Raw genomic sequence first — 13,724 nt, 5'->3', positions numbered from 1 at the left:
TCACCCGGGAGGTCGAGGTCGTGGGACGCGCGGGGCGAGACCGTCACGTGGCCTCGTCGTCGAAGGGTGCGGGCCCGTCGAGGGGCGCGTCGCCCGGGGGCCGTGCGGGCGTGGGCGGGCCGGCCGACGCCATGGGCACGGCGGTGTTGCCGGCCACGCCCAGGCCTCCTGCCGTCGCCGTCGCCCCGGCCGCGGCCCCCGCCGCCGCACCGGCCCGTGCGGACGCCCGCTGCGCGGGTCGGGCCGGAGGGTCGTCGAGCAGGGCTTCCTTGACGATGCGTCGGGGGTCGTACTGACGCGGGTCGAGCTTCTGCCAGTCGACGTCGCGGAACTCGTCGCCCAGCTCGTCGTCCACCCGGGTCTTGGCGTCCTGCAGCATCACCTTGCCCTGACGGACCAGCCGCCCGAGCTGCGCGGCGTAACGCGGCAGACGCTCGGGGCCGACGAGCACCAGCGCCAGCACGATGATGACGACGAGCTCGCCCCCGTTGATGCCGAAGACTCCCACGTCCGACAGCCTAGTCCGTCCCGACTCGCGGGCGGTACCGCGCCGTCCTCATTCGCTGGCGCGCTCCTGCAGCACCACCCGCACCTCGCGCTCCTCGCCGTCGCTGCGCACGCGCAGCGTCACCGCGTCGCCGGGCTGGCGGGCCCGGATCGCCACGATCAGCTCGTCGCTGCGGGACACCGGCCGGTCGTCGATCGCGAGGATCACGTCGCCGGCCCGCACGCCGGCGACGTCGGCCGGGCCGTCCGGCGTGACCGGCGGGATGCCCTCCTGCGCCTCGGTGGACACCTGGACGCCCTCCCCCGAGTACGAGGTGTCCAGCAGGACGCCGATGACGGGGTAGGTGGCCTGGCCGGTCTCGATGAGCTGCTCGGCCGTGGTGCGCGCCTGGTTGGCCGGGATCGCGAATCCCAGGCCGATGCTGCCGGTGGCCTGCGTCGCACCGGGCGGCTGGGCGATCGCGGAGTTGATGCCGACGACCTCGCCGTCGGCGTCGACCAGCGGTCCCCCGGAGTTGCCCGGGTTGATGGCCGCGTCGGTCTGGATGGCGTCGATGAACGCCGTCGTCGCCTGGTCGCCCGCCTGCACCGGACGGTGCAGGGCGCTGACGATCCCCGCGGTGACGGTCGAGTCCAGCCCGAGCGGCGCACCGACGGCCAGGACCGCGTCACCGACGACGACGTCGTCGGAGTCGCCGAGCACCAGCGGGGTCAGTCCGTCGACGTCGATCTTGACCACGGCCAGGTCGTAGTCGCTCGTGCGCCCGACGATCTCGCCGTCGTGCTCGCTGCCGTCGGCGAGCACGACCACGACGTCACCGCCCCCGCCGGCACCCGGCGCGACCACGTGGTCATTGGTGAGGATGTACCCGTCCTCGCGCAGCACGAACCCGGACCCGGAGGAGCCCCCGCCCCCGGAGCGGGTGATCTCCAGGGACACCACCGAGGGCAGCACGCCGGCCGCGATGGCGGCGTGCGACCCGGCCGGCCGCGAGTCGTCCGCACCGTCGTCCTGCACCCCGGCGCTGACCGGGAGGTCGGCGCTGACCGGGGCGTCCTCGCCCGCGCGGTCGGTGATCCGGCCGCCGAGCAGCCCGCCGAGCAGGCCGACGACGAGCGCCAGGACGACGACCAGCGCCGTCCGCCCGGCGCCGAGGGACACCGGACGCCGACCGTGGGCGGCGTGCGGCGGTGGAGCGGCCGGGGCCGTCGTGGGGGCCACCGGCGCCTGCGGAACCGTGGGTCCCGCCTCGTGCTCGACGTGCTCGTCGGCGGGCCGTTCCTCGGGGCGGTCGGCGACGGAGTCCTCGGCAGGACGTGGCGCCCGGGCGGCGGGCGTCGGCGCGGGGTCGGGGCGACGGGCCGGGGGCTCCGGGGTGGCGAAGAGGTCGTGGTCCGGGGATGTCATGGGAGGGTGAGGGCTCCAGTCACGGTCGACCAGCCGCGGGTGATCTGCGGCAGGACTCCGGCGTCGTAGTCACGTTCCGGGAAAGCGGCGACGATCTCGGCGAGGACGTCCTCGGGTGCGTCGGTGGTCACCTCGACGACGACGTCCCCAGCCTGCCACGCCACGTGCCAGGGGTCGCGCGAGAGGACGACGACGTCACCGGGGCCGGCCTCGCCGGCCCGGACCGACGCACCGGTCTGCTCCGCCAGCCGCCCGACCTGCTGGCGGACGACGACGGGGCCGTCGGGACCGGTCAGCTCGATCACGCAGGACGTCGCCCCGGCACGCACGACCGCCACCTCGTAGCCGGGCGGCAGCGACGACGGCGTCGCGAACCCGGTGCCGCCGAGGCCGGCCTCGCTCACCGGCTCACCGGCGGCCGCGTCCGACCCGGCGAGGGTCGTCAGGGCGGACACGCGCGAGGTGTCCGGCGTGACGACCGGCGCCTGACCGAGCACGAACAGCGCACAGCCGAGCACGCCTGCACCTCCGGCACCGACGAGCAGGGCCCGACGCCGTCGGCGGCGTCGCTCGGCGCCCACGACGTCACCCGTCAGGGTGGTGTGCCACGCCTCCGGCGCAGCCCACCCCGTGTCCCGCTCCGGGGCTCGCAGCGGGTCGCCGTCCGCGGGCGGGATCGAGGCGGACAGGTCCAGCAGACGCTGGGTGAGCTCGGCCGTGGGGTGGACGTCCGCGGCGGAGGCCAGCCGGCGGCGGGCCGCACGGGCGGACTCGAGCTCGGCGGAGCACAGCGGGCAGCACGCGACGTGGGCCAGGGCGCGCTCCGCCTCCCCCGGCGGCAGCTGCCCGTCCGCGAGCGCGCTCACGCGGTCCCCGAGGTGGGCGTTCATCGGACCACGTCCGCGCGACGGTGGTCCAGGACGTCCCGCAGCTGGGCACGGGCCCGGTGGATCCGCGACCGCACGGTCCCGATCTTGATGCCGAGCGTGACCGCGATCTCCTCGTAGCTCAGCCCCTCGATGTCGCACAGGACGACGGCGGCGCGGTACTCGGGCCGCAGCCCGTCCAGCGCGGCCTGGACGTCGTGGTCGAGGTTGCCGTGCTCGTACCCGCGTTCGGGCCGGCTGCGGTCGTCGGTGGACTGGACGCGCGAGGCGTCCTCGCCCATGGCCTCGAAGCGGATGCGCTTCTTGCGCCGCACCTGGTCGAGGAAGAGGTTCGTGGTGATGCGGTGCAGCCAGCCCTCGAACGTCCCGGGGGTGTAGCTCGACAGCGACCGGAACACCCGCAGGAACGTCTCCTGGGTGAGGTCCTCGGCGTCCTGGCGGTCACCGGTCAGCCGGTAGGCGAGCCGGTAGACCCGTGCGGAGTGCTCGCGCACGATCTCGTCCCACGTCGGTGGGACCCACGTGGCGGTGCCGCCACCGGCTGTCTCGGTCATCACGGTCATCGTGCCATGCGAACGTGTGAGCAACCTGGGAGGTTCCCACGTACCATCGGCCCAGCGATCAGGGGGGCCGAGTCATCTTCACCGAGGCGGAGGCCCAGGACGACCGCCGGGTCGCCTGGGCGTTCAGCGAGTCGTTCCTCACCGAGGACGCGACGCTGCGGCGTGCCCGCGAACGGGCGTTCGGGCTGGGCTGCCCCACCATCTCCCCCGGCACGGGTGCGTTGCTGCGGGTGGTCGCGGCGGCGACCCAGGCACGGACGGCGGTCGAGATCGGCAGCGACGCCGGTGTGACGGCGCTGTGGGTGCTGCGGGGCATGCTGCCCGACGGTGTCCTGACCACGATCGACCCGGACCCGGCCCGACAGCGCGCCGCGAAGGCGGTGTTCGCCGACGAGCAGGTCGCGGGCTCCCGCACGCGCGTCATCACGCGACCTCCGCTGGACGTCCTGCCGCGCCTGACCGACGGGGCGTACGACGTCGTGCTGGTCGCCGTCGACGCCCTCTCGCTCGCTCCGCACGTGGAGGCGGCCATCGGGCTGCTGCGGCCCGGCGGTGTGCTGGGCGTCGTCGACGCGGCGCTCGCCGGCCGTGCCACCGACGCGGAGGGCCACGGCGAGACAGCCGCGGCCGTCCGGGCGGTGGCGCTCGCCGTCCGCGCGGACGACCGGCTCGTCCCGGCGATGGTCCCCACCGGGGACGGGCTGCTGCTCGCCGTCCGGCGCTAGGGACGCCCGCACCGGTCCCGGAAAGACGCGACGGGCGTGGTCCGGGGGCCGCACCCCGTCCCACGCCCGTCCGTCACGGGAGTCTGCTGCCGATGTCGTCAGCCGACGACACCCTGGAGGGCCTCGCCCAGCTCGCCGGCCTCGGTCGCGTTCAGCTCGACGACCAGCCGACCACCGCCCTCCAGCGGAACACGCATGACGATGCCGCGTCCCTCCTTGGTGACCTCGAGGGGCCCGTCGCCCGTCCGCGGCTTCATCGCAGCCATGTGTGGCTCTCCATTCCGTTGTCCGGTTCCTCCGCCCCGTTACTGCACGTGGCAGGATGAGGTGCGTCTCACCATTCTACTGGCCGACCCGGACAGCCGGTGTCAGGCGAGGCCGCGCAGCGCGACCCGCGGGGGCGCCTCGTCCCGCACGGCGGCGACCATCTCCAGCGCCTGGCGGGTGGCCGCGACGTCGTGGCTCCGGAACACCTGCGCGCCGTGCCACGCCGCGAGCGCGGTGGCGGCGAGGGTGCCCGGCAGCCGCTCCTCCGGGGCGAGGTCCAGGGTCTCGCCCACGAAGTCCTTGCGGCTGAGCGCCATGAGCACCGGGTACCCGAGCGCGACCAGCTCCGGGGTCCGGCGCAGCAGGTGCAGGGAGTGCCACGTGTTCTTGCCGAAGTCGTGGGTGGGGTCGACGAGCACGGACGACGGCGGCACGCCGCAGGCGACGGCCCGCTCGGCGCCGGCCCGCAGCGTGGCCAGCACGTCGTGCAGGACGCCGTCGCGGGGGTCGCCGGCGTCGGCCCCGTCGGCGACCGGATAGGCCACCCGATAGGGGTCGGTCCGGGGCTGCGCCCCGCCGGTGTGGGAGCAGACGACCCCGACCCCGGCCGCGCCGGCCACCTCGACGAGTCCCGGGTCGTGCCCCGCCCAGGTGTCGTTGACGAGGTCGGCCCCGGCCTCGATCGCCGCCGCCGCGACCTCGGAGCGCCAGGTGTCGACGCTCAGCAGCAGCTGCGGGATCTCCTGGCGGACCCGGGCCAGGAAGGGGACGACCCGGTCGATCTCCTCCGCCGCGCTCACCGCAGGTCCCGTCCCGGCGCGGACCCCGCCGACGTCGAGGATCGCGGCGCCGTCGTCCCAGGCCCGGTGGGCGGCGGCCAGCGCCGCGCCGTCGTCGGCGAGCCGCGCCGGGGCGTAGAAGGAGTCGGTCGTGCGGTTGACGATCGCCATGACGACCGGTCGCCGCGCCCCGTCGGCGTCCCGGCCGACCTCGCGACCACGCAGGACGAGCGGGGTGCCGGCCGGTGGGATCACGCGCGACGCTCGGCGGCGAGCTGCCGCCCGCGGCGGATGACGTGGGAGACGGCGTCCTCCGCGCTGTCGGTCACGTACAGCAGGTCCAGGTCGGACTCCTTGATCATGCCGCGCGCGGCGACGACGGTCCGCAGCCAGTCCAGCAGGCCGCCCCAGTAGTCGCTGCCGACGAGCACCACGGGGAACTCGGTCACCTTGTGGGTCTGGACGAGGGTGAGGGCCTCGAAGAGCTCGTCGAAGGTGCCGAAGCCGCCGGGCAGGACGACGAACCCCTGCGCATACTTGACGAACATCGTCTTGCGGGCAAAGAAGTACCGGAAGCTCACGCCCCGGTTGACGTGCTCGTTCATCCCCTGCTCGAAGGGCAGCTCGATCCCCAGGCCGACGGAGGTGCCGCCCGCCTCGGCGGCACCCTTGTTCGCCGCCTCCATGATCCCGGGCCCGCCGCCGGTGATCACCGAGTACCCGGAGGCGACCAGCAGCTTGCCGACCAGCTCCCCGAGCGCGTAGTCGGGGTGGTCGGGTGCGGTGCGGGCCGACCCGAACACCGACACGGCGGGACCGACCTCGGCGAGCGCACCGAAACCCTCCACGAACTCCGCCTGGATGCGCATGACACGCCACGGGTCCGAGTGGACCCACTCGGTCCCCTCCCCCGGTGCCAGCAGGCGCTGGTCGGTGGTGGAGGTCGGGATCTGCGTGCCCCGCAGCAGCAGCGGTCCCTTGCGGTACCCGCGGCCGGTCTCGGGAACACCCTCGTCGGTGCGTTCGCTCATGGATCGAGCCTATGACCAGTTCCGGAATCTCGGAGCGGGTGATATCCCCACCCTGCACTGTGTGCGTGAAGAGAACGTGGATACGCTCCAAGCGGACTTGACATTCGTCACACCTGCCGGTATGTGGGCAGATCGGATAGATCGGACGAGACACATGCGCATCAGGAGTTCACACCGCAACGACGCGACAGCTCCACGCCGGGCCCGCTTCTCCGGTCCCGTCGCCGCACTGGCCGCCACGACGCTCGCCCTCGGGTCCGTCGTCGCGCTGAGCACCAGTGCCTCCGCCGTCCCGAGCACCTTCGAGATCGACGGCAACCAGACCACCGACGCCACGCTCGACTGGGAGACCGCCGACCCGGACGTCATCCAGGACCCGATCGGCAACGCCGACACCACGACGTTCGCCGGGTCCAACAAGGAGGACCCGAACAACCCGGCCCAGGGCTGGCCCAACTGGAGCGCAGGCAACCCGGGCACCAACTCGGGCAAGTCCGACCTCGGCAACGTCCTGGTCGACAGCGAGGTCGTCAACGACGGCGACGAGTACACCCAGTGGCTGCATCTCGCCTGGGACCGCGACGGCGACTCCGGCACGGTGAACTACTACATCGAGCTCAACCAGAAGGACAACCTCGACATGATGAACCCCGACCGCACGGTCGGAGACATCAGGATCGTCGTCGAGGAGGACGGCAACAACGACCTCATGTGCATCGGGGTCGACACCTGGAACGGCTCCGAGTGGGCCGACCGGCAAGCGTGTGACGGCCTGTTCACCTTCGCCGTCAACTCGGAGTCGATCCTCGACTACTTCGACTCGGCGAACGCCGACGAGAACGACATGATCAGCGCCGACCGGTTCGTCGAGATGTCGCTGAACCTCACCGAGCTCGGCATCGGCACCCTGTGCCCGGCAGCCGGGTTCACGACGCTCAACATGCGGACCGAGACCGGCGAGTCCCTCAACTCGGCGCTCAAGGACCTCGCCACGGGTGAGATCGACGTACCGAGCCTCTGCGCGGACCTGACGATCGTCAAGGAGGACGAGGCCGGCAACCCGCTGCCGGGCGCGACCTTCACGATCTTCCCGGACCCCAACGACCCGGAGAGCATGGAGCCGTACGAGTTCACCGTCGGTGAGGACGGCACGTTCAAGCTCCCGGAGATCGGACAGGACCTGTGGGGCACCGAGTTCACGATCACCGAGATCGAGGCACCGGAGGGCTACCTGCTGCCGGCCGAACGGTCGCAGACGATCACGGTCGGCCCGGCCGAGTCCGCGACGGTCACGTTCACCGACCCGAAGCCGTGGGAGCCGCTGGAGATCGACGTCACGGCCGAGCAGTTCGTCACCCGCACGTGGACGAACGACAAGAAGGTCGACGGTGAGAACGAGGTCCTGCTGCCCGCCGAGCAGGAGTCGATCGAGCTCGACTACATCATCGAGGTGTACGAGAGCGACACGATGCTCGAGGAGGGCGGTCGTACCGTCGAGGTGACGGTCGACAACCCCAACGAGGACCCCGTCACCGGGATGCTGACGGTCGACCTCGAGGACAACTTCTGCACCCTCGAGGGCACCGACCTCGACATGTGGGAGAACGAGTTCGCCAGCGGCCCGAACGTGTTCGAGGTCGTCTGCGACGACCCGCCGCTGTACGGCGAGGTCGAGGCCACGGTCACCTGGGACCGCGGGGACTACCCGCAGACCCAGGACGATGTCGACGACCCGGAGAACGCTCCCCAGGGCGAGGCGTCCGACAGCGTCCAGCTCATGGAGGTCACCACCGACAACGGCCTGCCGGCCGTGGACGTCTACGACGACTTCACCAACCCGGACCTCGAGCCCGAGTACCTGCAGACCGTCACGGCCACCGGGAGCGAGCACACGACGGAGGTCAAGTTCTCCCAGGTGATCGAGGTCCCGCTGGGTGAGTGCGTCGAGGTCGTCAACGACGGGTACATCGTCGCGGTCGAGGACGGCCCCGACGGCGACCGGATCGACTCGGACACCGAGATCGTCGATGTGTGCCGCGAGCCGGGAGCCGACCTGACGATCTACAAGGTCGACGAGAACGAGGAACCGCTCCCCGGCGCGACCTTCTGGATCAGCCCGAACCCGATGGACCCGGAGGGTGAGGACCCGTACGAGTTCATGGTCGACGACAACGGGATGTACACCTTCACCGACGTCGTCCACTTCGGCGAGTACGAGGTGACCGAGGTCGTGGCCCCCGAGGGCTACCTGCTGCCGGCCGAGCGGAGCCAGGACGTCACGCTGGCGTCCGGTGACGAGAAGGCGCTCACCTTCGTCGACCCGATGCCGTGGGAGCCGCTCATGGTGGACGTCGACGCGGAGCAGTTCATCGACCGGACGTGGACGATCGACAAGGAGGCGAGCGCCACCAAGATCCACCTGCCCGCCGACAAGTCCACGGCGACGGTCGACTACACGATCGAGGTCATGGAGAGCGACCCGTTCCTCGACCCGGACGTGGACGAGCCGAACCGGATGGTCTCCGTGGTGGTCGAGAACCCGAACGACGAGCCCGTCACCGGGATGATGACCGTCGACCTGGACGGCGAGGTCTGCACCCTCGACGGCACCGACCTCGATGAGTGGGAGCACGAGTTCGCGAGCGGTACGAACGACTTCGCGGTCACCTGCTCCGACCCGCCGCTCTTCGGCACGGTCGAGGCCGTCGTCACCTGGGACCGCGGGGTCTACCCGCAGACCCAGGAGGACGTCGACGACCCGGAGAACGCTCCTGCGGGCGAGGCCTCCGACAGCGTCGAGCTCGCCGAGGTCACCACCGACAACGGCGTGACGTCGGTCGACGTCTGGGACGACTTCACCAACCCCAACGAGGAGCCGATGCTGCTCCAGACCGTCGAGAGCACCGGTGGCGCGAACACCACGACGATCGAGTTCTCCCGGGACTTCGACGTCGCAGCCGGCGCGTGCATGACGGTGGACAACGTCGCCTTCATCGTCGAGACCGGGGCCGGTGCCGACGGTGAGCGGATCGACGAGGACGACGCCTCCGTCGAGATCTGCCGTGACGCTCCGAAGCCGACGCCGACACCGACGCCCACCCCGACGCCGCCGACGCCGCCGCACGAGCTGCCGCGGACGGGTGCTGACATGGCCATGGCGGCCCTCGCCGCCCTGCTGCTCATCGGGACCGGCGCCGGGATCATGTTCGTCCGCCGCCGCAACCAGGGCTGAGTCCCTCACACCGGAGCCGGTGGCACCGTCCCTCGGGGCGGGGCCACCGGCTTCGTCGTGCCCGGCCGCTCCCCGCTCTCCGTCGGCGGTCGCCCATCTTCGGGGCCGCCCGAAGCGCGCCGACCAGCTCGGCGCGCACGCCACCGGAGCCCTGGCATCACAGCGTTCACGACCCCGATGCGCGACGACCGGGTGAACTCCGCATCCTGCACTGTGCGCGTGAAGAGAACGTGGATACGCTCCTAGCGGACTTGACATTCGTCACACCTGCCGGTATGTGGGCAGATCGGATAGATCGGACGAGACACATGCGCATCAGGAGTTCACACCGCAACGACGCGACAGCTCCACGCAGGGCCCGCTTCTCCGGCCCCGTCGCCGCACTGGCCGCCACGACGCTCGCCCTCGGGTCCGTGGTCGCGATCAGCACCAGTGCCGCCGCCGCCGTCCCGAGCGACTTCGAGATCGACGGCAACCAGGTCACCAACTCGACCATCGACTGGCAGACCGCCGACCCCGACGTCGTGCCCGACCCGATCGGCAACAACGACACCACCACGTTCGCCGGGTCCGACAAGGAGGACCCGAACAACCCGGCCCAGGGCTGGCCCAACTGGTCACCGGGCAACCCGGGAACCAACTCGGGCAAGTCCGACCTCGGCAACGTCCTGGTGTACAGCGAGATCGCCGAGGACAACGGGGACTACACCCAGTGGTTGCACCTGGCGTGGGACCGCGACGGCGACTCCGGCTCGGTGAACTACTTCATCGAGCTCAACCAGGAGCCGAACCTCGACGCACTGAACCCCGACCGCACGGTCGGTGACATCAGGATCGTCGTCGAGGAGGACGGCAACAGCGGTTTCACCTGCATCGGCGTCGACACCTGGGACGGCTCGGACTGGAGCAACCGGCAGGGCTGTTCCGGAGACCTCTCCGACGTGGCCGTGAACACGGAGTCGATCACCGACTACTTCAACTCGCCGAACGCGGTGAACGGCGAGATCACCGCCGACCGGTTCGTCGAGGCCTCGCTGAACCTCACCGACCTCGGCATCGGCAGCCTCTGCCCCGCGGCCGGCTTCAGCACGCTGAACATGCGCACCCAGACCGGTGAGGCCGGCGGCTCCGCGCTCAAGGACCTCGCCACCGGCGAGATCGACGTGCCGAGCCTGTGCTCCGACCTGACGATCATCAAGGAGGACGAGGACGGCGAGCCGCTGCCCGGCGCCACCTTCACGATCAGCCCGAACCCCAACGGCGGCGAGGACCCCTTCGAGTTCACCATGGGCTCCGGCAGCTTCACCTTCCCCGAGATCGGCCAGGACCTGTGGGGCACCGAGTTCACGATCACCGAGATCGAGGCGCCCGAGGGCTACCTGCTGCCGGCCGAACGGTCGCAGACGATCACCGTCGGACCGGCCGAGTCCGCCAGTGTGACCTTCACCGACCCCAAGCCGTGGGAGCCGCTGGAGATTGACGTCACGGCCGAGCAGTTCGTCACCCGCACCTGGGAGAACGACAAGCAGGTCGACGGTGACGACGTCCTGCTGCTGCCGGCCGATCAGGAGTCCGTGGAGCTCGACTACGTCGTCGAGGTGTCCTGGAGCGACACGATGCTCGACCAGGGCGGCCGCACGGTCGAGGTCACGGTCGACAACCCCAACGACGAGCCGGTCACCGGCAACCTGAGCGTCGACCTCAACGGCGACTTCTGCCAGTACATGGGGACCGACCTGGACGAGTGGGAGAACGCGTTCGCCAGTGGTGAGACCGTCCTGTCGGTCGAGTGCCCGAACCCGCCGCTGAACGGCGAGGTCGACGCCACCGTCACGTGGGACCGCGGTGTCTACCCGCAGACCCAGGACGACGTCGACGACCCGGAGAACGCTCCCCAGGGCGAGGCGTCCGACAGCACCACGATCATCACCACCGACAACGGCCTGCCGGCCGTGGACGTCTGGGACGACTTCACCAACCCCGACCTGCCGCCGACGTACCTCGGCATGGTCGAGGCCACGCAGGACGCGGGCTCCGAGGAGTTCCCGGTCAGCCAGGTGATCGAGGTCCCGCTGGGTGAGTGCATCGAGGTCACCAACGACGGCTACATCGTCGAGGTCGAGGCGGGCGCCGACGGCGACCGGATCGACACTGCCACGGAGGTCGTCGAGGTCTGCCGCGAAGCCCCCGCCGACCTGACCATCTACAAGGTCGACGAGAACGAGCAGCCGCTGCCCGGTGCCGTCTTCACCATCAGCCCGAACCCGATCGACCCGTCCGGTGACGACCCGCTCGAGTTCAGCACCGGCGAGAACGGGATGTACACGTTCTCCGACGTCGTCTACTTCGGCGAGTACACGGTCACCGAGATCAAGGCGCCCGAGGGGTACTTCCTGCCCGCCGAGCGCAGCCAGGTGGTCACCCTCGCCACCGGCGACGACAAGGCCCTCACCTTCGTCGACCCGCTGATCTGGGAGCCGCTGGAGATCGACGTCACCGCGGAGCAGTTCGTCACCCGGACCTGGACGAACGACAAGGAGGCGGACGCCACCCGGATCGACCTGCGGGCCGACGAACCCTCGGCCACGATCAACTACACGGTCGAGGTCATGGAGAGCGACACGTTCCTCGACCCGGACGCCGACCCGGCGCGCGCGGTCACGGTCACGGTCGACAACCCCAACGCGGACCCGGTCACGGGCATGCTCACCGTCGAGCTCGACGGCGAGTTCTGCACCCTCGAGGGCACCGACCTCGACATGTGGGAGAACGAGTTCGCCAGCGGCATGAACGAGTTCATGGTCGTCTGCGACGACCCGCCGCTGTACGGCGAGGTCGAAGCCACGGTCACCTGGGACCGCGGGGACTACCCGCAGACCCAGGGCGACGTCGACGACCCGGAGAACGCTCCCCCGGGCGAGGCGTCCGACAGCGTCGAGCTCGAGGAGGTCACCACCGACAACGGCGTGATGGCCGTGGACGTCTGGGACGACTTCACCAACCCGGACCTGGAGCCCGAGTACCTGCAGACGGTCACCTCGACCGGCGGGGCGAACACCACGACCATCGAGTTCTCGAAGGAGTTCGAGGTCCCGCAGGGTGAGTGCATCGACGTCGACAACACCGCCTACATCGTGGAGACCGAAGCCGGCGCCGACGGTGAGCGGATCGACGAGGACAGCGCCACGGTCGAGATCTGCCGCGACGCCCCCGCCGAGCTGAAGATCGTCAAGGCCGCCCAGAAGCTGCACGAGGACGACGAGGACGTCTGGCTGCCGGGCGCCACCTTCGAGATCATGCCGAACCCGCTCGACCCGGAGAGCGAGGACCCGCTGGTCGTCGTGACCGGTGAGGACGGGACGTACACGATCGAGCAGATCGCCGACTTCGGCGAGTACACGGTCACCGAGACCGCGGCTCCCGAGGGCTACCTCCTGCCCCCGCCCAGCGAGCGGGAGCGGATGGTCGAGCTCCTCGAGGGCGAGACCACCGAGGTCTACTTCGTCGACCCGCTGCAGTGGGAGCCGCTGGACATCGAGGTGATGGGCAAGGGTGAGCAGTTCGTCAGCCGCACCTTCACCGTCGACAAGGAGGCCGAGACCCACCCGGTCAAGCTGCCGGCCGACCAGGCACGGACCACCGTCGAGTTCATGGTCCAGGTGGTGGAGGGTCCGACGACCCTCGACGACGCCACCCTCCAGGCCTCGGTGGAGGTCTCGAACCCGAACGACAACCCGGTGATGGCGACCGTGGCTGCGACGTTCGAGGAGGAGGCGTGCCTGATCGACGCCGAGGACGCGGACGAGGCGATGGACGGGATCCAGTTCTGGTTCCCCTCCGGCGAGAGCCTCATGACGCTCACGTGCGAGAACGTGAACGACTTCGAGGGCGTCCTCGCGGCGACCGTCACCTGGGACCTCGGGGAGTACCCGCAGACCCAGGAGCAGGTCGACGACCCGGAGAACGCCGGCGAGGGCAGCGCGTCCGACGCGGTCGACATCGACCCGACCGTCGTCGACAACGGGCCGACCTCGGTGGAGGTGTGGGACGACTTCACCACGCCGGACCTCGCACCGACGATGCTCGGGACCGTGAAGGCGAAGAAGCCCGGAGCCGTCACGGAGTTCCCCGTCAGCACGACCGTCACCGTCGAGCAGGGCAAGTGCCTGGACGTCACCAACGAGGCCTACCTCCTCGCCGGCGACACCGAGCTCGACCGCGACTCGGCATCCGTGGAGGTCTGCCGGGACGTCCCGGTGACGCCCCCGCCGACGCCGCCGCTGCCGCGGACGGGTGCTGACATGGCCATGGCGGCCCTCGCCGCC

Annotated in this window: 10 protein-coding genes; 3 read left to right on the top strand and 7 right to left on the bottom strand. The window is 70.9% G+C overall.

Annotated elements, in window-relative coordinates:
• Positions 1–43 precede the first annotated feature (43 nt).
• From HLI28_RS10270 to sigE, 4 genes are read right to left on the bottom strand one after another with little or no spacing between them, the layout of a single operon-like run.
• A complete protein-coding gene (locus HLI28_RS10270; protein WP_171247433.1) occupies positions 44–508 on the bottom strand; it encodes a twin-arginine translocase TatA/TatE family subunit in 465 nt (154 codons plus the stop codon).
• Positions 509–556: 48 nt separating this feature from the next.
• Entirely contained in the window at positions 557–1,915 is a 1,359-nt protein-coding gene (locus HLI28_RS10265) for a S1C family serine protease (protein ID WP_171247432.1), read from the bottom strand.
• Positions 1,912–2,805 carry a zf-HC2 domain-containing protein gene (locus tag HLI28_RS10260; protein ID WP_171247431.1) on the bottom strand — a complete coding sequence of 298 codons (894 nt, stop codon included), beginning with the start codon at positions 2,803–2,805 and terminating at the stop codon, positions 1,912–1,914. The genes HLI28_RS10265 and HLI28_RS10260 overlap by 4 nt, the downstream gene beginning before the upstream one ends.
• Complete coding sequence (gene sigE, locus HLI28_RS10255) at positions 2,802–3,356, bottom strand: RNA polymerase sigma factor SigE (RefSeq protein WP_246246643.1); 555 nt, start codon at positions 3,354–3,356, stop codon at positions 2,802–2,804. The genes HLI28_RS10260 and sigE overlap by 4 nt, the downstream gene beginning before the upstream one ends.
• An 83-nt stretch (positions 3,357–3,439) precedes the next feature.
• Here sigE and HLI28_RS10250 point away from each other — a divergent pair, with 83 nt between their 5' ends.
• Positions 3,440–4,090, top strand: a complete 651-nt coding sequence (locus tag HLI28_RS10250) for a class I SAM-dependent methyltransferase (RefSeq protein ID WP_171247620.1) — start codon at positions 3,440–3,442, stop codon at positions 4,088–4,090.
• A 98-nt stretch (positions 4,091–4,188) separates the two neighbouring features.
• Here HLI28_RS10250 and HLI28_RS10245 read toward each other — a convergent pair whose 3' ends face one another.
• The 3 genes from HLI28_RS10245 to HLI28_RS10235 form a co-directional block, all read right to left on the bottom strand.
• Positions 4,189–4,356 carry a DUF3117 domain-containing protein gene (locus tag HLI28_RS10245; RefSeq protein WP_171247429.1) on the bottom strand — a complete coding sequence of 56 codons (168 nt, stop codon included), beginning with the start codon at positions 4,354–4,356 and terminating at the stop codon, positions 4,189–4,191.
• Positions 4,357–4,458: 102 nt separating this feature from the next.
• Entirely contained in the window at positions 4,459–5,391 is a 933-nt protein-coding gene (gene folP, locus HLI28_RS10240) for a dihydropteroate synthase (protein WP_343035782.1), read from the bottom strand.
• The gene (locus HLI28_RS10235; protein ID WP_171247428.1) at positions 5,388–6,167 is read right to left on the bottom strand and encodes an LOG family protein; all 780 of its coding nucleotides are present in this window, start codon (positions 6,165–6,167) and stop codon (positions 5,388–5,390) included. Before HLI28_RS10235 ends, folP begins: the two co-directional genes overlap by 4 nt.
• Positions 6,168–6,321: 154 nt before the next feature.
• On the opposite strand from HLI28_RS10235, the gene HLI28_RS10230 reads away from it, so the two are divergent.
• Positions 6,322–9,399 carry a prealbumin-like fold domain-containing protein gene (locus HLI28_RS10230; RefSeq protein ID WP_171247427.1) on the top strand — a complete coding sequence of 1,026 codons (3,078 nt, stop codon included), beginning with the start codon at positions 6,322–6,324 and terminating at the stop codon, positions 9,397–9,399.
• A gap of 308 nt (positions 9,400–9,707) precedes the next feature.
• Positions 9,708–13,724 (top strand): prealbumin-like fold domain-containing protein (locus tag HLI28_RS10225; RefSeq protein ID WP_171247426.1); only part of this gene is annotated, 4,017 nt, incomplete at its 3' end.

This window comes from Isoptericola sediminis, from assembly GCF_013085345.1.
GTDB lineage: Bacteria > Actinomycetota > Actinomycetes > Actinomycetales > Cellulomonadaceae > Isoptericola > Isoptericola sediminis.
The sequence above is the reverse complement of the archived record's forward strand: the minus strand, read 5'-3'. Positions and strand labels throughout refer to the sequence as shown.